The 22,655-nt window shown below is 73.0% G+C and carries 16 protein-coding genes; 8 read left to right on the top strand and 8 right to left on the bottom strand.

What is annotated here, in order from left to right; translation table 11 throughout:
- Nucleotides 1-3: 3 nt before the first annotated feature.
- The 3 genes from ACIRJR_RS10465 (at nucleotide 4) to ACIRJR_RS10455 (ending at nucleotide 2,369) form a co-directional block, all read left to right on the top strand.
- Entirely contained in the window at nucleotides 4-885 is an 882-nt protein-coding gene (locus ACIRJR_RS10465) for a S8 family peptidase (protein ID WP_403776924.1), read from the top strand.
- 4 nt (nucleotides 886-889) lie between these two features.
- Complete coding sequence (locus tag ACIRJR_RS10460) at nucleotides 890-1,471, top strand: GAF domain-containing protein (protein WP_403778672.1); 582 nt, start codon at nucleotides 890-892, stop codon at nucleotides 1,469-1,471.
- A gap of 109 nt (nucleotides 1,472-1,580) precedes the next feature.
- Nucleotides 1,581-2,369 (top strand): sugar phosphate isomerase/epimerase family protein, encoded by a 789-nt coding sequence (locus ACIRJR_RS10455; RefSeq protein ID WP_403776921.1) that lies wholly within the window; start codon nucleotides 1,581-1,583, stop codon nucleotides 2,367-2,369.
- 1 nt (nucleotide 2,370) lies between these two features.
- Here the strand turns inward: ACIRJR_RS10455 and ACIRJR_RS10450 are convergent, their stop codons facing one another.
- Entirely contained in the window at nucleotides 2,371-3,273 is a 903-nt protein-coding gene (locus ACIRJR_RS10450) for an EamA family transporter (RefSeq protein WP_403776918.1), read from the bottom strand.
- 99 nt (nucleotides 3,274-3,372) lie between these two features.
- Here ACIRJR_RS10450 and ACIRJR_RS10445 point away from each other — a divergent pair, with 99 nt between their 5' ends.
- Nucleotides 3,373-4,284, top strand: coding sequence for a LysR family transcriptional regulator (locus ACIRJR_RS10445; protein WP_403776915.1), 912 nt, complete (start codon nucleotides 3,373-3,375; stop codon nucleotides 4,282-4,284).
- A gap of 178 nt (nucleotides 4,285-4,462) precedes the next feature.
- Entirely contained in the window at nucleotides 4,463-6,301 is a 1,839-nt protein-coding gene (locus tag ACIRJR_RS10440; RefSeq protein ID WP_403776912.1) for a glycoside hydrolase family 3 protein, read from the top strand.
- 74 nt (nucleotides 6,302-6,375) lie between these two features.
- Here ACIRJR_RS10440 and ACIRJR_RS10435 read toward each other — a convergent pair whose 3' ends face one another.
- From ACIRJR_RS10435 to ACIRJR_RS10425, 3 genes are all read right to left on the bottom strand, one after another.
- Nucleotides 6,376-7,857: a S28 family serine protease gene (locus tag ACIRJR_RS10435; RefSeq protein WP_403776909.1), complete on the bottom strand. Its 1,482-nt coding sequence runs from the start codon at nucleotides 7,855-7,857 to the stop codon at nucleotides 6,376-6,378.
- Between the two features lie 77 nt (nucleotides 7,858-7,934).
- Nucleotides 7,935-8,399, bottom strand: coding sequence for a hypothetical protein (locus tag ACIRJR_RS10430; protein ID WP_403776906.1), 465 nt, complete (start codon nucleotides 8,397-8,399; stop codon nucleotides 7,935-7,937).
- A gap of 72 nt (nucleotides 8,400-8,471) precedes the next feature.
- A complete protein-coding gene (locus tag ACIRJR_RS10425) occupies nucleotides 8,472-12,215 on the bottom strand; it encodes an ABC transporter ATP-binding protein (protein ID WP_403776903.1) in 3,744 nt (1,247 codons plus the stop codon).
- 185 nt (nucleotides 12,216-12,400) lie between these two features.
- On the opposite strand from ACIRJR_RS10425, the gene ACIRJR_RS10420 reads away from it, so the two are divergent.
- Nucleotides 12,401-12,757, top strand: coding sequence for a hypothetical protein (locus tag ACIRJR_RS10420; RefSeq protein WP_403776900.1), 357 nt, complete (start codon nucleotides 12,401-12,403; stop codon nucleotides 12,755-12,757).
- Between the two features lie 40 nt (nucleotides 12,758-12,797).
- Here ACIRJR_RS10420 and ACIRJR_RS10415 read toward each other — a convergent pair whose 3' ends face one another.
- From ACIRJR_RS10415 to ACIRJR_RS10405, 3 genes are all read right to left on the bottom strand, one after another.
- On the bottom strand, nucleotides 12,798-14,480 hold the full coding sequence (locus tag ACIRJR_RS10415) for a thiamine pyrophosphate-binding protein (RefSeq protein WP_403776897.1): 1,683 nt from the start codon (nucleotides 14,478-14,480) through the stop codon (nucleotides 12,798-12,800).
- Nucleotides 14,477-15,445, bottom strand: coding sequence for an agmatinase (speB, locus tag ACIRJR_RS10410; RefSeq protein ID WP_403776894.1), 969 nt, complete (start codon nucleotides 15,443-15,445; stop codon nucleotides 14,477-14,479). The genes ACIRJR_RS10415 and speB overlap by 4 nt, the downstream gene beginning before the upstream one ends.
- An 85-nt stretch (nucleotides 15,446-15,530) precedes the next feature.
- Nucleotides 15,531-16,994 carry a sodium:solute symporter gene (locus ACIRJR_RS10405; protein ID WP_403776891.1) on the bottom strand — a complete coding sequence of 488 codons (1,464 nt, stop codon included), beginning with the start codon at nucleotides 16,992-16,994 and terminating at the stop codon, nucleotides 15,531-15,533.
- A gap of 115 nt (nucleotides 16,995-17,109) precedes the next feature.
- Here ACIRJR_RS10405 and ACIRJR_RS10400 point away from each other — a divergent pair, with 115 nt between their 5' ends.
- On the top strand, nucleotides 17,110-18,612 hold the full coding sequence (locus ACIRJR_RS10400) for a PucR family transcriptional regulator ligand-binding domain-containing protein (RefSeq protein ID WP_403776888.1): 1,503 nt from the start codon (nucleotides 17,110-17,112) through the stop codon (nucleotides 18,610-18,612).
- 187 nt (nucleotides 18,613-18,799) lie between these two features.
- Entirely contained in the window at nucleotides 18,800-19,375 is a 576-nt protein-coding gene (locus ACIRJR_RS10395; RefSeq protein WP_403776885.1) for a M23 family metallopeptidase, read from the top strand.
- Nucleotides 19,376-19,478: 103 nt separating this feature from the next.
- Here the strand turns inward: ACIRJR_RS10395 and ACIRJR_RS10390 are convergent, their stop codons facing one another.
- Nucleotides 19,479-22,370: a BTAD domain-containing putative transcriptional regulator gene (locus ACIRJR_RS10390; RefSeq protein ID WP_403776882.1), complete on the bottom strand. Its 2,892-nt coding sequence runs from the start codon at nucleotides 22,368-22,370 to the stop codon at nucleotides 19,479-19,481.
- Between the last annotated feature and the right edge of the window lie 285 nt (nucleotides 22,371-22,655).

Genomic DNA, 22,655 nt, shown 5'->3' with positions numbered 1-22,655 from the left:
CCGATGGGAACCGTCGAAACGGGCACGGTGCCGGGGCAGGGGCTCACCTGGAGCCTGCGGGGACGCGGCCCCGAAGACCTGCCGGTGCCCGCGGACGAGGGGCCGCCGGGCGGTCTGCCCGCGGAGCAGGCGACGGGGCGCGGGGTGCGGGTGTGCGTGGTGGACTCGGGCGTGGAGCTCGACCACCCGCTGGTGGGCCCGGTGGAGAGTTCCTGGGTGGCGGTCAAGGACCCGGAGAGCGGGACGATCACGGTCGAGCCGTCGGACTCCGGTGACACCTGCGGGCACGGGACGGCCTGCGCGGGGATCATCCGCCGCACCGCCCCCGACTGCGAGATCCACAGCGTACGCGTGCTCGGCGAGCGCTTCTCCGGCACCGGTGACGTCCTGATGGCCGGTCTCCGGTGGGCCGTCGAGCAGCGCTTCGACGTGGTGAACCTGAGTCTGTCGACCACCCGGTCCCGCTTCGCCGCCGAGCTGCACGGGCTGGCCGACCGGGCCTACTTCGGCCGCACGGTGATCGTCGCGTCGGCGCACAACACCCCGGTGGAGAGCTTTCCCTGGCGGTTCGCCTCGGTGATCTCCGTGGGCAGCCACCAGGAGGACGACGAGCTCCACCTGTACAACCCGGACCCGCCGGTGGAGTTCTTCGGGCCGGGGCAGAACGTGTCCGTGCCGTGGCTGGGCGGCACGACGATCCGCACCACCGGGAACAGCTTCGCCACCCCGTACGTCGCGGGGCTCTGTGCCCGTGTCCTCTCGGGCCACCCCCGGATGACGGCCTTTCAGCTCAAGAACGCCCTCTATCTGTCCGCGGCCAACGTGCACGCGGACCCGCGTCCCTCCACTGCGGCAGGAGATACCCGTGACGACTCCGAGAACTGACGCCATGCTCCCCCCGGCGTCCTTCCCCGCACCCGGCCCGGGCGAAGCCGCCCGGCACGAGCTGCTCCAGTCGGTCGTCGACGTGGCGCGCGCCATCTTCGGAGCCGCGGCCAGCTCCGTCTGCCTGCTGGACGAGGAGGCGGACGAGCTGGTCTTCCAGGCGGTCTCCGGGGAGGGCGAGGAGTTCCTGGTGGGACGCCGGTTCCCCGCGGGTCGCGGCATCGCCGGCTGGGTGGCGACCTCGGGCGAGCCGATGATCGTCGACGACCTGAGCCGGAACGCGTCGTTCGACCGCTCGCTGGCGGAGTCCACGGAGTACGTCCCGGACGCCTTGATGGCCGCCCCGCTGATCAGTGACGCGCGCGTACTCGGGGTGCTGGAGGTGCTGGACCCCTCCCCCCAGGCCCGGTCGGACGTCCGCGAGCTGGACCTGCTGGCGATGTTCGCCCGGCAGGCGGCGGCCGCCCTGCGGGTGCTCGCCCCGCAGCGGGCGGACTCCGGCGGGCGCGCGCTGGAGGGTGAGAGGCGGGAGGACGCGCTGCAGCTGCTCGGCAGCCTGGAGCGGCTCCTGCGGGGCACCGGCTGAGGGCCCGTACGCTGGGCGTCGCGCGGGAGTGACGGCCGGGTCCGGAGGGCAGGAGCCGGGAGAGTGCCGGGAGGTTCCCGCGCCGGACCCCTGTGGAAGGACACACACCGTGAAGCTCGCTTTCTCGACCCTCGGAGTTCCGGGCATGCCCGTGGCGGACGTGGTGCGGCTCGCCGCCGGGAACGGGTACCACGGGGTGGAGCTGCGAGCCCATCCCGAGGAGCCGGTCCACCCCGGCCTCACCGCGCTCGAACGGGCCTCCGTCGTTGAGGAGTTCAAGCGCGGCGGGGTCGAGATCCTGACCGTCGCCGGGTATGTCAGGGTCGCCGCGGAGGGCGAGGACGAGCCGGTGCTCGCGGCGCTCGCCGAGCTGGTCGAGCTGGCCCGCGACCTGGGGGCCCCGTACGTCCGGGTGTTCCCCGGCGGCGGGGACCAGGACGCCGGGGAGGCGGACGCGACCGCCGCCCGGCGGCTGGGCGCGGCCGCCTCGCACGCCGCCGACCTGGGCGTACGGATCCTCCTCGAGACCCACGACTCGCACCGCGCCGGAGCCGATGTGGCCCGGGTCGTGGGGACGGTCGGGCACGGGCAGATCGGGGCGATCTGGGACGTGATGCACACCTGGCTGGCGGGCGAGGAGCCCGCGGTCACCCACGCGGTGCTGGCCCCGCACCTGGGCTACGTCCAGGTGAAGGACATCGCGTCGGCCGAGGACACCACTCCGCTGGCACTCGGTGCCGGGACCCTGCCGCTGAAGGAGTGCCTGGACACGCCGGTCTCCGACGGGTGGGTCTGCTGGGAGTACGAGAAGCGCTGGTACGAGGAGGCGGCCGGCCTGCCGGAGCTGCTGGCCGCGGGCCGTGAGTACCTGCTGCGGCTCGGCGCGCCGAAGCAGTAGGTCAGACCCGCGCCGCCCGGGTCTCCGGCAGCGGTGCGGACGGCGCGGGGCGGGGCCCGGCCAGGGAGGTCAGGGCCACCCCGCCGACCAGCAGCGCCGCCGCGCACCACCGGAGCGGGCTGACCTCCTCGCCGAGGAGGAGCGCGGCGGAGGACATCCCGAAGACGGGCACGAGCAGGGTGAACGGGGCGACCGACGAGGCCGGGTGGTGGCGGAGCAGGAAGCCCCAGGCACCGAAGCCGAAGACGGTCGAGATCCAGGCGACGTAGACGACGGTGCCGGCGCCGGTCCGGTCGAGCGAGGCCAGGGCCTCGGCGTCCCGGTCCCAGCCCTCGATGAGCAGGGAGAGGCCGAGCAGCGGCAGCACGGGGACGGTCGAGACCCACACCATGAAGTTGAGGGAGTCGGGTGGAGCGGCCTTGCGGGTGATCACGTTGGACACGCCCCAGCAGGCGGCCGCCAGGACCACCAGCGCGAAGGCGAGCACGGGCCCGCCCGCCCCCTCGTCCACGGCCGCCACCCCGATGCCCGCGAGCGCGACACCCATCCCCAGGACGCGCCTCCTGCCGGGCCGTTCGGAGAGGGCCAGGGCCGCGAACAGAGCGGTGAAGACGGCCTGGACCTGGAGGACGAGGGAGGAGAGCCCGGCGGGCATCCCCCGGTCCATCCCGATGAAGAGCAGTCCGAACTTGGCCACGCCCAGCGCGAGGCCGACGCCAACGATGTACTTCCAGGCCACCGTGGGCCGGCCGACGAGGAACACGGCCGGCAGCGCGGCGACGAGGAAGCGCAGGGCGGAGAAGAGCAGGGGCGGGAAGTGGGCGAGGCCCAGTTCGATGACGACGAAGTTCACGCCCCAGACGGCGGCGACCAGCGCGGCCAGGGCGATGTGGAGGGGACGCATGGACCGAGCATCCGGCGCCGGGACCATGTAGCACCAGCGCGGATTTCTTCATGGTTGGATTAAGAGCTGCTCACGCTTCCTCTACGCCCGGGGGTTCCGGTGCTCGACCTGTCCCGGCTGCGCGCACTGCACGCCGTGTCCGTCCACGGTTCGGTCGCGGGCGCCGCGGCCGCGCTCGGCTACACCGCTTCGGCGGTCTCGCAGCAGATCACCAAGCTGGAGCGGGAGACCCGCACGACGCTGCTCGAACGGCGTGGGCGCGGGGTGGCGCTCACCGAGGAGGCGATCCATCTGGCTTCCACGGCACAGCGGTTGCTGGCGATCGTGGAACAGGCCGAGACGGTGCTCGAACAGCGCAGGGGACAGCCGACGGGACGGCTGTCCATCGCCGCGTTCGCCTCCGCGGCCCGCGGGCTGCTGCCGGGGGTGCTGGCGCGGCTGGGGCGGGAGCACCCGGCGCTGGACGCGCGGCTCACCGAGGTCGATCCGCACCTCTCGGTCGACCTGGTGGCGAAGGGCGTGGTCGATCTCGCGGTGGCCCACGACTGGGACATCACCCCGCTGCCCGCGCCGGAGGGTGTCGCCCAGGCGTTGATCGGTGACGACCGGTGCGACCTGCTGGTCCCCCAGGGGCATGCGCTCGCCGGCCGGGACGCGGTGCGGCGGGAGGAGCTGGCCGAGGAGCGCTGGGTGTGCCAGCCGCCCGGCACGGTGTGCCACGACTGGCTCGTACGGACGCTGCGGGCGGCGGGGTGCGAGCCGGACATCCGGCACCAGGCCGAGGAGAACCACACCCAGCTGGCCCTGGTCGCGGCCGGACTCGGCGTGGCGATGATCCCGCGGCTGGGCCGTGGGCCGCTGCCGCCCGGGGTGGTCGCGGTCCGGCTGGACCCCGTACCGGTACGGCGGCTCTACGCGCTGTGGCGCACGGAGGCGGCGCGGCGGCCCGCGATCATCGCGGCGGTGTCGGCACTGCAGGGTGCGGCCGAGGCGCTCCGGAAGGCCGGATGACGCGGGGCCGCCTCGGCGTGCCGGGCCGGGAGCCCGCACCTCCGCCCCCATGTCCGGGCATGTCCGCCCGTCGCCCCGCGTCCGCCGCCCCGTTCCCGGGCAGCCCTCTTGACTGGTAGTTACTTTCCATATATCCGTACCTTCTTGGAAGTTTCTTTCAGCACCGGAAGGGGCTCACGTGCACCACCGCACCTCCAGACGCACCCTCCTCACCGCCACCGCGGCGACGGCCGTGGCCGCGGCCACCGGCGTCGCCGCCCTCCCCGGCACCGCGCAGGCAGCCACCGCCCGCACGTCCACGGACAGCCGCCTCAAGCGGCTCATCGCCCGGATGAGCCTGGAGGAGAAGGTCGGCCAGCTCTTCGTGATGCGGGTGTACGGCCACTCCGCCACCGAGCCCGACCAGGCGGACATCGACGCCAACCTCGCCGAGATCGGGGTCCGCGACGCGGCCGAGCTGATCTCCACGTACCACGTCGGCGGCATCATCTACTTCGCCTGGGCGCACAACACCCGCGACCCGCACCAGATCGCCGACCTGTCCAACGGCATCCAGCGTGCCGGGCTCGCCGGACCCACCCCCCTGCCGCTCCTCGTCTCCACGGACCAGGAGCACGGCATCGTGTGCCGGGTCGGAGAGCCCGCGACACTGCTGCCGGGCGCGATGGCACTGGGCGCGGGGGGTTCACGCACCGACGCGCGCACGGCGGGCCGGATCGCCGGGGCCGAGCTGGCGGCCATGGGCATCAACCAGAACTACGCGCCGGACGCGGACGTCAACGTGAACCCGGCCAACCCGGTCATCGGCGTGCGCTCCTTCGGCTCCGACCCGGACTCGGTCGCGGACATGGTCACCGCACAGGTGAAGGGGTACCAGAGCGCCGGAGTCGCCTCGACCGCCAAGCACTTCCCCGGCCACGGGGACACCAGCACCGACAGCCACACCGGGCTGCCCGTCATCAGCCACACCCGCGAGCAATGGGTGGAGCTGGACGCCCCGCCCTTCCGGGCGGCCGTCGCCGCGGGCATCGACTCGATCATGACGGCGCACATCGTGGTCCCCGCCCTGGACCCGTCGGAGGACCCTGCCACCCTGTCGCACCCGATCCTCACCGGCATCCTGCGGGAGGAGCTCGGCTACGACGGCGTCGTGGTCACCGACGCCCTCGGGATGGAGGGCGTCCGCACGAAGTACGGCGACGCGCGCGTCCCCGTCCTCGCGCTGCTGGCCGGCGTCGACCAGCTGCTCAACCCGCCGGACCTCAAGGTCGCCTGGACCGCCGTCCTCGACGCGGTGAAGGGCGGCGAGATCAGCGAGGCCCGCATCGAGGAATCGATCCTGCGCATCCTGCGGCTGAAGACGAAGCTGGGGCTGTTCCGCGATCCCTACGTCACCCACCGGGGCGTCGACCGCACCGTCGGCATCCGGTCGCACCTTGCCGCCGCCGACCGGATCGCGGAGCGGACGACGACGCTGCTGGCCAACTCCGGCTCGCTGCTGCCGCTCTCCCGCCGGTCGCACAGGAACCTCCTGGTGGTGGGGGCCGATCCCGCCTCCCCCTCCGGCACGACCGGCCCACCGACGACCACGCTCGCCGGGGCCTTCGAGGAGCTGGGCTACGCGGCGACCGTGCTGCCCACCGGGACGGCCCCCACCGCCGCGAAGATCGCGGAGGCGGTGGCCGCTGCGGAGGGCAAGGACGCGGTGGTCGTGGGCACGTACAACGTCACGGCGACCAGTTCCCAGCGCACCCTGGTCAGCGCCCTCGCGGCGACGGGCGTGCCGGTGATCACGCTCGCGATCCGGAATCCGTACGACATCGCCCAGCTGGCCGGGACGGGCTTCACCGCGAGCCTCGCCGCGTACTCCTGGACCGACGTCGAACTCCGGGCAGCCGCCCGGGTGATCGCGGGCCGGACCGGGCCGGAGGGAAGGCTCCCGGTCCCGGTGCAGCGGGCGGACGCTCCCGCTCAGGCGCTGTACCCCGTCGGCTACGGACTGTCGTACCGCTCCTAGGACAAGCGGGTGGGCTGTGCCCGCCGGGTGTGGACAACACCCGGCGGGCACAGCCCGCATGCCGGAGGGGCGTGTTACGGCCGCAGCGTGCCCCGGTTCCGCTGGAGTTCGTCGTCCCTCTTGTCGAGACGGGCGTCGAACTTCGCGAGGGGCTTCGCCTTCGCCGGGTCGGCCTCGACGGCCGCGGGCGCCACCCCGGCCCAGCGGAGGATGGCCGCGGTGGCCTCGGCCTTCTCGTCGGCGACGAGGCCGGCGACCTTGGAGCCGTGGTTGCCGCCGGGCACGGTGTAGACGTGGCTGTCACGGGCGCCGTGGCCGAGGCGGAAGGGTTCGGCACCCCAGGGGTCGTTCTCGCCGTACACGTACAGCATGTGCCGGGCGTTGTTCCGCACCCAGCGGTCGACGTCCCGCATCGCCGAGGAGTCGAAGCTCATCGGGATGGAGCGGGGGACGAAGTTCCGGGGCGGCTGGTAGCCGTAGCGGCTGAGCTTGCCGAGCCAGGGCTGCCTGATGTCGGGCGAACCGAGCTGGGTGCCGGCCTGGTAGTAGTACGGGGTGTAGGTCTCCAGGCCCTGGTCGGCGTAGGCGGAGAAGCCCGAGATGCCGTCGACGGAGTCCCAGATCTCCTGGTCGGTGGCGTTCGGCGCGTCGGCCGGGATGCTCGCGCAGTCGGCGAGGAGGCTGTACTGCCAGAACGCCCAGACGTAGTCCATGACGACGGCCTCGTACGCCTTGTCGAGCGTGCCGACCGTACGGAAGGTGAGGCCGTTCTCCGCGGCGTACGCCTCGTACTTCTTCTCCAGTGGCTCGCGGCGGACGAGAGCCTCGCGCTGGACACCGTTCAGCCGGTCCCGGCACTCCTTGGTGCCGACGCGTGCGAAGAACCGGTCGTACGCCGAATCCTCCTTGTTCACCACGTCGTTGGGGGCGACATAGGCGACGACGCCGTCCATGTCCTTCGGGTAGAACCGCTCGAAGTAGGTGGCGGTCATGCCGCCCTTGGAGCCGCCGGTGGTGAGCCAGTTCTCGGAGTAGATCTTCTTCAGCGCCGTGAAGACGCGGTGCTGGTCGCTGGCGGCCTGCCAGATGTCGAGCTTCGACCAGTCGGCCGGGGCCGGGCGCGACGGGGTGAAGAAGCGGTACTCCAGGGAGACCTGGTTGCCGTCGATGATCTGCGTCGGCTCGCTGCGGCTGGGGTTGGTCGAGACGTTGTAGCCGCTGGTGAAGAAGACGGTGGGCCGGGACGTGTCCTTGTGCAGCAGCGTGACGCGCTGCTGGAAGGTCCCCTCGGAGGGGCGTCGGTGGTCGACCGGCTGGGTGTAGTTCAGGACGAAGAAGCGGTAGCCCGGGTAAGGCTTCTCCTCGATCAGACTCATCCCCGGGATGGCCAGGATGCGGTCCTTGATGTCCTCGCTGCTGCTCTCGCTGCTGCTGGTCGAGCTGCTCTGCCTCGCGGCCGGTTCCGCGGCGGTGGCCGCACCGGCCGAGGCCCCGGTCGCACTCACTGTGCCTATGAGCACCGCGAGCGACAGAACGCCTCTGAGCGCCTTGCGCATGCACCCTCCCCTTGATTCACGACAGTCGCCGTGAACCTAGCGGGGGCAACACCTGCCACGCCAGACCCACTCGCATCTCAGCACAGGATCCATCCGGTCGAGCCGGAAGAGCCACCGACCGCGCCCGAGGCACGGACACAGCGGTTGAGCGCGTGCACGGTGACCGGGCCGGCCAGGGTGGTGAACTTCCCGCTGTCGACGACCGCGTGTCCGCCCCGCGGCTGCAGCGACACCCGCATCGTCCGGCGCGGCCCCGGCTTCTTGGCGACGGTGACCGCGCACGCGTAGGCGCGGCTCTTGTAGACGCGCAGTGAACCGGCCGCGAACGTCACCGTCTTGACCAGCCGTCCGGAGCAGGCCGACGCGGCCTGGGCCGGGGCCGACCCGGCGGGGCCCATCACGAGGCCGAGGGCCCCGAGCAGCGGCAGGACGAGGAGCGCCACCGCCGTACGCCTGCCTGCCGACCGCCCCGGCCGCCTCGCCGGCCCCGATGACCTCAGTGGTCCCGCCACACCATCCACCCCGCCCGCTTCATCGAACACGTTGTCCCCAGTGAACACACTTACGCACGGGGGTACGACGCAGGGAGGGGCCCTACAGGTTGCGGAACGGGGTCAGACACCCGCCGGGGTGTCCTCTCCTATGCCCTCCCCTATGAAGGTGCGCCACAGCCGGGCGTACGCGCCGTCCCTGGCCAGCAGCTCGTCGTGCGTGCCGTCCTCGGCGACCCGGCCCCGGTCCATCACCACGACCCGGTCGGCGCGTGCGGCCGTCGTCAGCCGGTGGGCGACCACCAGCGTGGTGCGCTTCCCCGCGATCCGGTCGGTGGCCTGGTTGACCTGGGCCTCGCTGGCGAGGTCGAGTGAGGCGGTCGCCTCGTCGAGCAGCAGGATGTCGGGGTCGACGAGCTCGGCGCGGGCCAGCGCGATCAGCTGGCGCTGACCGGCGGAGAGGTTGCGGCCCCGCTCGGCGACCGCGTGCAGGTAGCCGTCCTCCAGGGTGGCGATCATGTCGTGCGCGCCGACCGCCCTGGCCGCCGCCTCCACCTGCGCGTCGCTTGCCTCCGGCAGCCCGTAGGCGATGGCGTCGCGGACCGTCCCCTCGAAGAGGTACGCCTCCTGCGGCACGACTCCGAGCCGGTGGCGGTACGCCGTCCTGTCGAGCCGGCGCAGATCCGTGCCGTCCGCGGTGACCCGCCCGCCCGTCGGGTCGTAGAAGCGGGCGACGAGCTTGACCAGTGTGGACTTGCCCGCCCCCGTCTCGCCGACGAAGGCGACCGTCTGGCCTGCCGGGATCCGCAGGTCGATGCCGGTGAGGGCCTCCTCCTCACCGGTGTAGGCGAACGACACGTCCTCGAACGCGATCTCGCCGCGCAGCGACGTCACGTCCTGCGGCTCGTCGTGGTCGGCCGTGGAGGTCGGCTCCCGCAGGAGTTCCTGGATCCGGCCGAGGGAGACGGTGGCCTGCTGGTAGCCGTCGAAGACCTGGGACAGCTGCTGCACGGGGGCGAAGAACAGGTCGATGTAGAGCAGGTAGGCGACCAGCGCGCCGGTGGTCAGGGTGCCGTCGTCGACGCGGCCGGCGCCGACGATCAGCACGGCGGCCGCCGCGACCGACGCGAGCAGCTGCACGAAGGGGAAGTAGACGGAGATCAGCCACTGCCCGCGCACCCTGGCCTGGCGGTAGTGGTCGCTGCGCGCCGCGAAGCGCTCGGCCCCGTCGCGCTCGCGCCGGAACGCCTGCACGATCCGCAGCCCGGAGACGGACTCCTGGAGGTCGGCGTTGACGACGCTGATGCGTGTCCGCGCGAGCTCGTACGCCTTGACGCTCTTGCGGCGGAAGAAGAACGTGCCGACGATCAGCGGCGGCAGGGTGGCGAAGACGACCAGGGCCAGCTGGACGTCGAGGACGAGCAGCACGACCGTGATGCCGAAGAAGGTCACGAGGGAGACGAAGGCGGTGACCAGGCCGGTCTGGAGGAACGTGGACAGCGCGTCGACGTCCGTCGTCATCCGGGTCATGATCCGGCCGGTCAGCTCGCGCTCGTAGTAGTCGAGGCCGAGCCGCTGGAGCTGCGCGAAGATCTTGAGGCGCAGGGAGTACAGGACTCGTTCGCCGGTGCGGCCCGTCATCCGGGTCTCCCCGATCTGGGCCGCCCACTGCACGAGGACGGCGAGCAGGCCGAGGGCTGCCGCCGCCCAGACGGCGCCGAGCGCCATCTTGGTGACCCCGTCGTCGATCCCGTGCCGGATCAGTACGGGCAGGAGCAGTCCCATGCCGGCGTCGACGGCCACCAGCCCCAGGCTCACCAGCAGGGGGAGCCCGAAGCCGTGCAGCAGCCTGCGCAGGCCGTACGACTTCTCCGGGCGCACCGCGCTCGCCTCGTCGATGGCGGGGGCGTCGGTGGCGGGGGGCAACGCGTCGACCTGGGCGAGGAGCTCGGGGGTCGCGGGCATGCCGGCGGCGGCCGCGTCGCGCTGCTCCTCCTTGCGGATCCACAGCCCGGGGGTGACACCGGCCTCGGCGTCGAAATCGGCGTCCAGCTCCTCCTGGAGCGCCCGGTCGTCCTCGATGGCCGGGACCGTCCGCGGCTGATGTCCGGGAGAGGTGCCGCCCATCTCGTCCGGGTCGGTGAGCAGCCGCCGGTAGAGCGCCGAGCGGCGCTCCAGCTCGGCGTGCGTGCCGATGTCGGCGAGCCGTCCCTGGTCGAGGACGGCGATGCGGTCGGCGAGACCGAGGGTGGACCGGCGGTGGGCTATCAGCAGGGTGGTGCGGCCCTCCATGACCTGGGCGAGGACCTCGTGGATCTCGTGTTCGACGCGGGCGTCGACGGCGGAGGTGGCGTCGTCGAGCAGCAGCAGCCGGGGGTCGGTGAGGAGGGCGCGGGCGAGCGCGACGCGCTGGCGCTGCCCGCCGGAGAGGGTGAGCCCGTGCTCGCCGACCTTGGTGTCGTACCCCTCGGGCAGCGCGGAGATGAAACCGTGCGCCTGGGCGGCGCGCGCGGCCCGCTCGATCTGTTCCTGGGTGGCGCCCGGGTAGCCGTAGGCGATGTTGGCGCCGACGGACTCGGAGAAGAGGAAGCTGTCCTCCGGTACGAGGCCGATGGCGGCCCGCAGCGAGTCCTGGGTCAGTTCCCGGACGTCGTGGCCGCCGACCAGGACGGCGCCGTGGGACACGTCGTAGAAGCGGGGCAGCAGGAGCGAGACGGTGGACTTGCCGCTGCCGGAGGCTCCGACGACGGCCACGGTCTCGCCCGGCTCGATGGTGAGGGAGAACCCGTCGAGGACGGGGCGCTCCTCGGCGTAGCCGAAGCGGACGTCGTCGAACTCGACGCTCGCGGGGGCGTCGGCCGGAAGCCTCTTGGTGCCGTCCTGCATGGACGGCTCGGTGTCGATCAGCTCCAGGACGCGCTCGACACCGGCCCTGGCCTGCTGGCCGACGGTGAGGACCATGGCGAGCATCCTGACCGGGCCGACGAGCTGGGCGAGGTAGGTGGAGAAGGCGACGAACGTGCCGAGCGTGATCTCGCCCCGGGTGGCGAGCCAGCCGCCGAGGGCCAGCATCGCGACCTGGCCGAGCGCGGGGACGGCCTGGAGCGCCGGGGTGTAGCGGGAGTTCAGCCGGATGGTGCGCAGCCGGCCGGCGAAGAGCCTGCGGCTGACCTCGCGGAGCTTGCCGGTCTCCTGCTCCTCCTGGCCGAACCCCTTGACGACCCGGACCCCGGAGACGGCGCCGTCGACCACGCCGGCCACGGCCGCGGCCTGGCTCTGCGCGTACCAGGTGGCGGGGAAGAGCCGGGCCTTGGAGCGGCGGGCGATGAACCAGAGGGCGGGGGCGACGGCGAGGGCGACGAGGGTCAGGGGCAGCGAGAGCCACGCCATGATCACCAGGGAGATGAGGAAGAGCAGGATGTTCCCGATGGTCATCGGGAGCATGAAGAGGAGCCCCTGGATCAGCTGCAGGTCGCTGGTGGCACGCCCGACGACCTGACCGGTGGAGAGCTCGTCCTGCCGCTTGCCGTCGAGCCGGGTGAGCGTGCCGTACATCTCGGTCCGCAGGTCGTGCTGGACGTCGAGGGCGAGCCGTCCGCCGTAGTAGCGGCGGATGAAGGTGGCGGCGTAGACGATCACGGCCGCGCCGATGAGCAGGCCCGTCCACACGCCGAGGGAGCGGGTGTGGCTGCCGACGACGTCGTCGATGATCACCTTGGTGATGAGCGGGACGAGCGCCATCACGCCCATGCCCGCGAGGGAGGACCCCAGGGCCAGCACGACGTTCCGGCGGTAGCGCCAGGCGTATCCGCTCAGCCGCCTGCCCCACCCCTGTTGCTCCGTGCCCTGCTGTTCCGCGCCCGCCACCCGTGCCTCCTGATGTCCCCGTCGCCCCGCCTTGCCTACCGCATGTCCCCAACGCCGCCGGATGCGGATTTCATCCTTCCGCAATGATTCCCGGCCGATGGGCGGAGAAGGGAGGCGGGTGGTCCTACGACCTCCGGGGTACGGATGTACACGCACATACCGGGACCGAGGGAACGGGGCAGGCGATGGCGAACGACCTGAAGGCGGAGGCCCACCTCTGCGGCCGGCTGTACGCGGCACTGGCGGAGCTGCAGCGACTGGGCGAGGGCGAGCACCACTCGCTCGGCAGGCCCGAGGTCCTGAGGAAGCTCGCCCTGGAGCCGTCGAAGCACCTGACCGAGCACCTCCACCTGGCCGGGAAGTACCTGCTGGGGGCCAGGAACAGGGGGCAGGGCGCTCCCGCCGCCGTGGTGTTCCGGTCGCTCCCGGACCTGCTGCCCTCAGGAAGGGGCCTGCCGGGCTCGCTGCGCGACACCGTGTTGCGGGACCGCTTCCACGAGGGCCGCACGGCGCAGGAGGCCACGATCGGCAAGGCCGGGTGAGCGGGGGCGGCCGGACCGGGGGCCGGCCGCCTCGTCCCCCTTACAGGTGCGTCGGCTCGAACATCCTGAGCAGCGCGGGGAGCACCACCACCGACGGGCCGGGGGCCGCGAGGGCCTTGCCGAGGTCGGCCGCCAGGGTCTCCGGGGTCGTACGGACCGCGGGGACTCCGAAGGACTCGGCGAGGGCGACGAAGTCCGGGCGGGAGAGCTCGGTCGCCGTGGCCTCGCCGAAGGCGCCCGTCATGTACTCCCGCAGGATGCCGTAACCCCCGTCGTCGACGATCAGCCAGGTGACGGGCAGGTCGTACTGCCGCACGGTGGCGAGCTCGGCGATCGAGTACATCGCGCCGCCGTCACCGGAGACCGCGAGCACCGGCCTGGTCCGGTCGGCGGCGGCCGCGCCGATCGCCGCCGGGAAGCCGTAGCCGAGACCGCCCGCGCCCTGTGCCGAGTGCATCGTGTTCGGATGACGGGCGTCGAAGGCCGACCACGCCCAGTAGGCGAGGATCGTCATGTCCCAGAAGCTGGGCGCGGTGTCGGGCAGCGCCTCGCGGACGGAGGCGATCACCCGCTGCTCCAGCGTGAGGTCCTGGGCCGAGATCCGCTCGCGGACCCGCTCCAGCAGTTCCCGGACCCGCTCCGCCGCCGTGGCGTCCTCGCGGGGCTCCACCGCCTCCAGGAGGTCGGCGAGCGCCTCGCGGGCGTCGGAGTGGATGCCGAGCGCGGGGTGGTTGGACTCCAGCTTCCCGGCGTCGGCCTCGATCTGGATGACACGGCCGCGCGGGGCGAACGTGTGGTAGTTCGAGGAGAGCTCCCCCAGCCCCGAGCCGACGACCAGCAGGACGTCGGCGGACTCCAGGAAGTCCGTGGTCCAGCGGTCCTCCAGCCATGACTGGAGCGACAGCGGGTGCTCCCAGGGGAAGGCTCCCTTGCCGCCGAAGGTGGTGACGACGGGGGCGTCGATCTTCTCCGCGAGTGCGAGCAGCTTGCCGGCCGCGTCGGAGCGCACGACCCCGCCGCCCGCGATGATCACCGGGCGTTCGGCCTTCGACAGCAGGTGGGCGGCGGCGACGGTCAGCTCCGGGCGCGGGTACAGCTCGCGGGGAGTGGCGTCCAGCGCGCTGACCACGGGCAGGACGGTCTCGGCGAGCAGCACGTCCTGCGGGATCTCGACCCAGACCGGCCCGTGCGGGGCGGTCAGCGCGGACTCCCAGGCGGCGGCGATCGCGGACGGCACCTGCGAGGCCGTGCGCACGGTGTGCACGGATTTCACGATGTCGCGGAAGGACGCCTTCTGGTCGCGGAGCTCGTGCAGGTAGCCGTGGCGTCCGCCGCCGAGGCCGGCGGTGGGGATCTGGCTGGAGATCGCCAGGACGGGCGCCGACGCGGCGGCGGCCTCCTGGAGCGCCGCCAGGGAGGTCAGGGCACCCGGACCGGTGGAGAGCAGCAGGGGCGCCACCTCGCCGGTGATCCTCCCGTAGGCGTCGGCGGCGAAGCCCGCGTTGTTCTCGACGCGCAGCCCGACGTACGAGAGCGAGGAGCGGCGCAGCGCGTCGAACATGCCGAGCGCGTGCTGGCCGGGCAGCCCGAAGACGGTGGTGGCGCCGAGTCCCTGGAGGGTCTCGACGACCAGGTCGCCGCCGTTGCGGCCGGCCGGGGGTGCGAGTGCCGCCTCCGCCTGCGCCGGGGTGAGCTGCGGCCGGTCGTCGTGGTCGTGACTCACTTGGTACGGCCCTCCGCGATCTGGCGGGACATGATCGTCGTCAGCTCGTACGCCGTGTGCGAGGCGGCGACGGACGTGATCTCCGCGTGATCGTACGCCGGGGCGACCTCGACGAGGTCGGCCGAGACGAGGTTGCAGGAGGAGAGCCCGCGCAGGATCTCCAGAAGCTCGCGCGAGGTGAGACCGCCGGCCTCGGGGGTCCCCGTGCCGGGGGCGTGCGCCGGGTCGAGCACGTCGATGTCGATGGAGATGTAGAGCGGCCGGTCACCGATGCGCTGCCGCAGCTGGTCGGCGATCTCGTCGACGCCGCGCCGCATGACGTCGGCCGAGGTGACGATGCCGAAGCCCATCTTGGCGTCGTCGGTGAGGTCCTGCTTGCCGTACAGCGGGCCGCGGGTGCCGACGTGGGACAGCGCCTCCGTGTCGAGGATGCCCTCCTCGACGGCCCGGCGGAACGGGGTGCCGTGGGTGTACTCGGCGCCGAAGTAGGTGTCCCAGGTGTCCAGGTGGGCGTCGAAGTGGAGCAGGGCGACGGGGCCGTGCTTCTTGGCGACGGAGCGCAGCAGCGGCAGCGCGATGGTGTGGTCGCCGCCGAGCGTCATCAGCCGGGCGCCGGTGGAGAGCAGGTCGTCGGCGGCGGCCTCGACGGTCTCGACGGCCTCGTTGATGTTGAACGGGTTGGCGGCGATGTCACCCGCGTCGGCGACCTGCGCGAGGGCGAAGGGGGAGGCGTCCTGCGCCGGGTTGTAGGGGCGCAGGAGGCGCGAGGCCTCCCGGATCGCGTTACCGCCGAAGCGGGCGCCGGGCCGGTAGGAGACGCCGCTGTCGAAGGGCACGCCGACGACGGCGACGTCGGCGGTGCCGACCTCGTCGAGCCGCGGCAGCCGGGCGAACGTCGCGGGTCCGGCGTACCGCGGGACGCGGGAGGAGTCGACGGGGCCGCGCGGCGCTTCGTTGCTGCTCATGGGTGCGGGTGCCTTTCGTTGAACCATGCACGCCTTGTGGGCGTTCATACGCTGTTGAGTCTCTCAGGGAGCCGGTACCGGCTGGTCAGACGGCCACCGGGTCCGGTTCGGCGGGGTCCTCGGCCCCCCGCCCGGCCAGCCGCTCGCGCCAGGCGGTGAGCACGGCGGGGTCGGTCGGCTTCGTCGCCAGGGAGACGACGACGTACACCGCGAGTGAGGCGATCAGCCCGTAGTAGACCGGCTCGTTGGCGAGGATGCCGTATCCCGCCATGAGCCCGATCACCGCGACGCCGCCGACGGCCACGGCGGCCAGGGCTCCCGCCGCCGTGCCCCGGCGCCAGAGCAGGCCGCCGAGGATCGGCACCAGCAGCCCGCCGACCAGGAGGTTGTAGGCGACGGTCAGTGCCTCGACGACGTTGTTGAGCGCGATGGCGATCACGATGACCGCGACGCCCATGATGAGGATGAAGGCCCGGTTGCCCTTCACCTCGTCCCGCTCCTCGCCGCCTTCCTTGGAGACCACGCCCCGCAGCCGCGACCAGATGTCGTTGTTGGCCACGGTCGCGCAGGCGATCAGGGCGCCGGAGGAGGTGGACATCACCGCGGCGAGCGCGGCGGCCAGCACCAGTCCTCGCACGCCGACCGGGAGTTCGTCCTTCACGATCGTCGCGAAGGCCGCGTCCGCGCTGGGCAGCGTCGGGTACATCACCTTGGCCGCCGTGCCGATGACGGCGCCGGCGACGGCGTACACCAGGCAGTAGGTTCCGGCGACGGTGCCGCCCCAGCGGGCCGTGGTGTCGTTGCGGGCGGTGAACACGCGCTGCCAGATGTCCTGGCCGATCAGCATGCCGAACGTGTAGATCAGGACGTACGTGAAGATCGTCTCGCCGCCGATGCCCAGCGGGTCGAAGTACTCCGTGGGCAGCTTCGCCTTCATCTCGCTGAAGCCGCCGGCCTTGACGACGGCGATCGGCAGGAGCAGCAGCAGGACGCCGATGGTCTTGACGACGAACTGCACCATGTCGGTGATCGTGATCGACCACATGCCGCCGAGCGTCGAGTAGGCGACGACGATGGTGCCGCCCAGGATGATCGCCACGGTCCGGTTCACGTCGAACAGGACGTCGAAGATGGTGGCGTACGCGATGGTCGACGTGACCGCCAGCATCAGCGTGTACGCCCACATGACGACGCCGGAGATGACACCGGCCCGCCCGCCGTAGCGCAGGTCGAGCATCTCGGAGACGGTGTAGACCTTCAGCCGGGCGATGCGGGCGGAGAAGAAGACGGACAGGGCGAGCAGCCCGAGGCCGATCGTGAAGACCATCCAGGCGCCGGAGAGCCCGTACTGGTAGCCGAGGCCCACGCCGCCGATCGTCGAGGCGCCGCCGAGGACGATGGCGGCCATGGTGCCGGAGTACATCCAGGGGCCGAGGCGGCGCCCGGCGACCAGGAACTCGCTCTTGGACTTGGCGCGGCGCATGCCCCACCAGCCCATGGCGAGCATGCCGAGCAGGTAGACGACGATCACGGCGTAGTCGACAGCCATGGGCTTCCCTCCGTTCCACACGTTCAACAGGTCGGTGAAGACGCTAGGTGGCCGGAAGCCGACGCTGAAGTGTACGTTTCCTCCATCCTCGACCCGACGAATGGATGGACCGTCCATGCCGGACTCCCCCGCCGGGCCTCCCGCCCCGCCCATCGCCCTCGCCGCACTGCTGGGCCTGGAGGAGCTGGGGCTGCGCCGGATCGCCGGTCCCGACCACGCGGACCTGCTGTGGGTGCACACCTCGGAGATGGCCGACCCCTATCCGTATCTGCTCGGCGGAGAGCTGCTGCTGACCGCCGGCGTCCAGCTCAGGGACCCGGACACCTATGTGGCCCGGATCGTCCAGGCGGGTGCGTCGGCGCTCGGCTTCGGGGTGGCTCCGGTGCACGACACGGTGCCGGCCGCCCTGGTCGAGGCGTGCGACCGGCACGGGCTGCCGCTGCTGGAGGTGGCGCCCGAGACTCCCTTCGCCGCGGTCGCCCGCGCGGTGTGGCGGCTCATGGCCGAGGCCCGCCACCGCGAACTGCGCCGGGTGACGCGGGCCCAGCAGGCCCTGGCGACGGCGGCGGCCCGCCCGGACCCGGTGCCCGCGGTGCTGCGCCAGCTCGCCGTGCAGCTGGAGGGCCGGGTCGCGCTCCTCACCGCGGACGGCGGGGTGCTGCACGCGGCCGGCGGGCGTACGGCACCGGATGTACAGACGGCACTGGCCCGGCTGGCCCGGGTGGTGTCGCCCACCGCGCCCCCCGGAGGCACGGGCCCCGCGCTCTCCGGCGGCACGGGCCCCGCCCCCGGCCGCAAGCCGAGTCCGTCGTCGGCGACCGACACCCGGGGCGGCACCCACCTCTTCGCCTACGCGCTCGCCGGCGGGCAGGGGCTGGCCCTCGCACTGGCGACGCCCCGCCGCGACGCCGGCGACCACACCGTCGCGGGGATCGCCGTCGTCCTGCTCTCCCTGCTCACCGCACCGCACCAGGGCGCCGACGCCGCGGGCCGGTCCGCGGCGCTCGTCCGCCTGCTGCTCGGCGCGTCCCCGCAGGACGTGGCCCCGCTGCTGGACGACGGCGACTCCTGGACGGTGGTCCACGCCCGCCGCGCCGACGGCGCGCCGGCGGACCCTCTGAACGCCGGGGCCCTCGGCGCGGCTCTGGGCTCCGCCCTGTCCGACACGGACCGCAGGACCGTGCGGGTGCTGCTTCCCGGCCACCGTGAGGTGCCCCCGCAGCCCGGCTGGACCCTCGGTGTCTCGGAGCCGGCCCCCGTCGCCTCCCTGCCCGGCGCCGACGCGCAGGCGTCCCGCGCCCTGGGCCACGCGGAGGCGACCCGCAGGCCGCTGAGTACACACCGCCCCGGCGTCGGAGGCCTGGCCGGCCTCGTCCCCGCCGACCGGGCCGAGGCACACGCCCGCACCCTGCTGGCCCCGCTCACGCACCCCCTGGCGGAGACCCTGCGGTGCTGGCTGAGCCTCCACGGCAGCTGGGACCGCACGGCTGTGGCGCTCCAGGTCCACCGCAACACGGTCCGCCAGCGCATCGCCCGGTGCGCCGCGCTGCTGGACGTGGACCTGGACGACATGGACGTACGCACGGAGCTGTGGTTCGCCCTGCGCGTCCGCGCATAGGCGCCGCGCCCGCGTGCACGGGCGCGGACGCCGCGCTCGCGTGCGCGGGCGCCGTGCTCCCGGCGCGTGCGGGTACCGGTCCGCGCGGCGTGCGTCCCGCCCGTATGCGCGGCGACGGACGGAATGTATCCGCTGTGTATGCCCGCCTCCTTGAATCCCCGTGTCACCCGACGACAAGGGGAGAACCATGCAGAGGAATGTCCGCCGCACCCTGACCACCCTGAGCGCGGTCGCGGCCGTCATGGTCACCGGACCGGTCGCTGTCGCGGCGCCGGTCGTGGACGCCACGGAGGCCGCCGTGGCCGCCCGGCCCGCCTTCAAGATGCCGTTCGAGTGCAATCAGACGTGGCTCGGCAGCAACTGGTCGGGGCACAGTCCCGCGCACTCGATCGACTGGAACCACTACGACGCGAACGGCAACCCGGACGACACCGGCCGCCGGGTGTTCGCCAGCGCGGGGGGCACGGTCCTCGAGTCGTACTACTCGACGGGCGCCGGCTACGGGAACACCGTCGTCATCGGCCACGGAGGCGGCTGGCAGACGCGGTACGCCCATCTGCGGACCCGTTCCGTGCAGGCCGGCGACCCGGTGAACGTGGGCCAGAAGATCGGCGAGGTCGGCAACACGTCCGCCCTCTACGACCTCTCGCCCCACCTCCACTACGAGCAGAAGCTGAACGGAGCGGTCGTCGTCGCGGTCGTCCAGGGCGTGACGTGGAACGACTACCTCAAGCGCAACCAGGTCAGCACCAACAGATGCTGACGCGCCGCCGGGTGCCGGCGGGCTGACCGACCGGCATCCGATGACCCCCTGTGCCAGGTGCGGGTGCGACGGCGGTCGCACCCGCACCTGTCTCCGCCGCCGCTCAGCGCATAGAGCGGAGTTTGGCGTCCACCCGTCCCGCCTCGACGGGTACGTCCAGCCGGTGCCAGGTCGCCAGGGAGCGGCGGAAGTAGTGCCGGGCGGTCTGCTTGCGGCCGGTCGCGTCGTGCAGCTCGCCCAGCAGGCACGCCACCCGGGCCTCCGCGCGGCGGTCCCCGAGCCGCTGCTGCACGGCGAGTGCCCCGATCAGCAGCGCCGACGCCTCACCGGCGTCGCCTTGGCGCAGGCACAGTTCGGCGATGCTCTGCTGCACGTAGGCCGCGCAGTGCAGGTCGGCCAGTTCGTCGAAGATGCCGAGGGCACGCTCGAGTTCGCCCCGCGCCGCCCGCGGTTCGCCACGCAGCTCGTGCAGCACGGCGACCCTGCGGCGCACCTGTGCCTCGCGGTGCCGGTCCCCGACGGCGCGGGACAGCTCCAGGGCGCCGCGCAGCCAGCCGGCCGCGGTCTCCGGGTCCTCGCGCTCCAGCCAGACGGAGGCGATCGCGTTGCGTGCCACCGCCTCTCCGTGCCGGTCACCGGCCGCCGCGAAGTCCCGGAGCGCGTCGGTGAACGTCCCGAGTGCGGTGCCGAGATCCCCCACGATCCGGTGGACCGAGCCGGAGCCCACCGCAGCGACCGCCTCCCCCGTCGGGTGGCCCAGCTCGGCGAAGAGGGCACGGGCCCGGTCGAACGACGCGAGGGCGTCCGCGTACCGGTCCTGGTAGAGGTGCAGCTGGCCGAGGTTGCGCAGCAGGGCCGCCGCCCGGGCGTCGTCGTGACGCGGCATGGCGTCGAGGACGAGCCGGTGGGTGCGCAGCCAGTCCCCGTAGTAGCCGCGCATGTCGAAGAAGCCCGCCAGTTCGATCGCGAGGTCGGCCGCACGGCCGGTCCGCCCGAGCCGGACGGCGGCGTCGACGGCGGCGACGAGGTTGCGGTGCTCGCTCTCGAACCAGTCCACCGGCCGGGCGCGCACCATGGGGGCGACAGCGCGCGCCGGTCCGTCCGGCAGGCAGGGCTCGCCGGGTTCGCCCAGGACCCCGAGGAAGCGGGTGGGCATGGCGGCGTTGGCGGAGCGGGCGAGGGAAATCAGGGCGTCGATGACCCGGAGGCGGCGCCGGAGCCGGGTCTCCTGGTTCTCCGTCAGGGCCAGCTCCCGGGCGTAGGAACGCAGCAGGTCGTGCATCCGGTAGCGGTTCAGACCGAGCTCGTCCCTGCCCACGACTTCGACGAGGTGCTCGTCGAGCAGGGCCTCCAGTCCCCCGGCCGCCTCGTCGTCGCCGCCCGTCGCGACGCCGACGAGCCAGCCCGGGACGGCGTCGTCGGGCAGGTCGCCGAACGCACGGAAGGCGTGGGCGGCGGGCTCGGACAGATGGCGGTAGCTGAGCTCGGCACTGGCGCGCACCTCCAGCTCACCGGAGCGCACCGCACCCAGGCGCCCGCGCTCGTCGCGCAGCGAGTCGGCCAGGGTGCCGACGCTCCATCCGGGCCGGTTCACCAGGCGTGCGGCCGCGATCCGCACCGCCAGCGGAAGCGATCCGCACTCGGCCAGGACGCGGTCGGCGTCGGCGCCCTCCCGCCGCAGCCGGTCGGCGCCGACGATGGCGCCGAACAGGGCGCGGGCGTCGTCGTGCCGCATCAGCCCGAGCGGGCAGGCGTGCGCCGGCAGCCCGGGCATCCGCCGCCGCGAGCTGACCAGCACCGCCGAGCCGCCGGTGCCCGGGAGCAGGGGGCTCACCTGCGCGCTGTCCCGGGCGTCGTCGAGTACGACGAGGAATCGCCGCTGGGCCAGACGAGAACGGAACATCGCGGCGCGCTCACCCGTCTCGCCGGGTATCGCGCTGTCGATGACCCCGAGGCCGCGCAGCATCTCCGCCAGGACGTCAGCCGGCTCACGGGGGCACTCGCTCGTCCCGGCGAGGTCGACGAAGAGCTGACCGTCGGGAAAGGAGTCACGCACCCGGTGGGCGACATGGACGGCCAGCGTGGACTTCCCGGCCCCCGGCGGTCCGGACACCGCCGCGACCACCGGCTGCCGTCCCGCGGTGGACAGCAACTCCTCCAGGTCGGCGACCTCGACGGCCCGGCCGGTGAAGTCGGGGATGTCCATCGGCAGCTGGCAGACGGGAGCGGGCGTCGCCGTGCGGCGCCGGCCGGCGTAGCCGTTGACCTCCGCGCCGATGGCCCGCAGTGACGCGCCCGGTTCGATGCCGAGCTCGGCGGCGATCACCCGCTCCGCCTCGGCGTACGCGGACCGCGCCTCGGCGCCGCGGCCCGCGTCGTGCAGCGCGTGCACGAGCATCCGCCACAGGTCCTCCCGCAGCGGGCTCTCGGCCAGTCGCGACCGCAGTCCGGAGACCAGGTGGGCGTAGTCCCCGAGCCGGAGCCGCAGCTCCAGGCACTCGTCGGCGGCGACCGACCGAAGCCCGTCCGCGCGCGTGATGGCCGGGTCCCACACCACGCTGGAGGGCACGTCCTGGAGCACCCCGCCCCGCCACAGCCCCAGGGCAGATTCGTAGCCCCGCAGCGCGGCGGCGTCCTCGCCGCGGTCGCGGTCGGCGCGGGCCGCCGCGAGCCGCTGCTCGAAGAGCGGCAGGTCCACCTCGCCGGGTGCGACGTCCAGCGAGTAGCCGGAGGGCTCGGTACGGAGTCCGTCGACCGCAGCGGGCGGCAGCAGCCTCCGTAACGTCCGGACGTAGGTGCGCACGTTGGCGACGGCGGACCGCGGGGCCCCGCCCGGCCAGAGGACCTCCGTCAGCAGGTCCAGCGAGACGAAGCCGTTCGGCTGGAGCAGCAGGGTCGCCAGTACGGCCCGGGGCTTGGCCCCGCCCAGCCGCACCGGGACACCGTGCGCCTTCACCTGGAGCGGCCCCAGGACTCCGAATGTCGGCTCCCCCACCCCGCGCCTCCGTGAATCTCGGCAACTGCGGTGCAGCGTAACGATGTTCGAAGGCCGTCGATGTGAATTCCGGGTGACGGCCCCCCACCCGGTCCGGCCTCGCGACCGGCCGGGCACTCCACCGCGGCGCCCCGGCCGATCACCTCGGTCACCGACCGGTGCATCCCTTGCCCGTCCGAGTGCGCCACCAGGCCGCCGCTCACGCTCCGACGGCCTCCCGGCGGGCGGCCACCCGCCTCCGGCCCACCCTGAGGTGGAGCTCCCGTTCACCCGTGCCATATGTTT

This window comes from Streptomyces sp. NPDC102402 (assembly GCF_044765765.1).
Lineage (GTDB): Bacteria > Actinomycetota > Actinomycetes > Streptomycetales > Streptomycetaceae > Streptomyces.
This window is presented reverse-complemented; position numbering and strand designations above follow the sequence as displayed.

Bases quoted from the DNA above. Each gene is read 5' to 3' on its own strand.
- ACIRJR_RS10465 (WP_403776924.1), top strand. From the start codon at position 4: ATGGGAACCGTCGAAACGGGCACGGTGCCGGGGCAGGGGCTCACCTGG.
- ACIRJR_RS10420 (WP_403776900.1), top strand. From the start codon at position 12,401: ATGGCGAACGACCTGAAGGCGGAGGCCCACCTCTGCGGCCGGCTGTAC.
- ACIRJR_RS10460 (WP_403778672.1), top strand. From the start codon at position 890: ATGCTCCCCCCGGCGTCCTTCCCCGCACCCGGCCCGGGCGAAGCCGCC.
- ACIRJR_RS10435 (WP_403776909.1), bottom strand. From the start codon at position 7,857: ATGCGCAAGGCGCTCAGAGGCGTTCTGTCGCTCGCGGTGCTCATAGGC.
- ACIRJR_RS10450 (WP_403776918.1), bottom strand. From the start codon at position 3,273: ATGCGTCCCCTCCACATCGCCCTGGCCGCGCTGGTCGCCGCCGTCTGG.
- ACIRJR_RS10400 (WP_403776888.1), top strand. From the start codon at position 17,110: ATGCCGGACTCCCCCGCCGGGCCTCCCGCCCCGCCCATCGCCCTCGCC.
- speB (WP_403776894.1), bottom strand. From the start codon at position 15,445: ATGAGCAGCAACGAAGCGCCGCGCGGCCCCGTCGACTCCTCCCGCGTC.
- ACIRJR_RS10405 (WP_403776891.1), bottom strand. From the start codon at position 16,994: ATGGCTGTCGACTACGCCGTGATCGTCGTCTACCTGCTCGGCATGCTC.
- ACIRJR_RS10395 (WP_403776885.1), top strand. From the start codon at position 18,800: ATGCAGAGGAATGTCCGCCGCACCCTGACCACCCTGAGCGCGGTCGCG.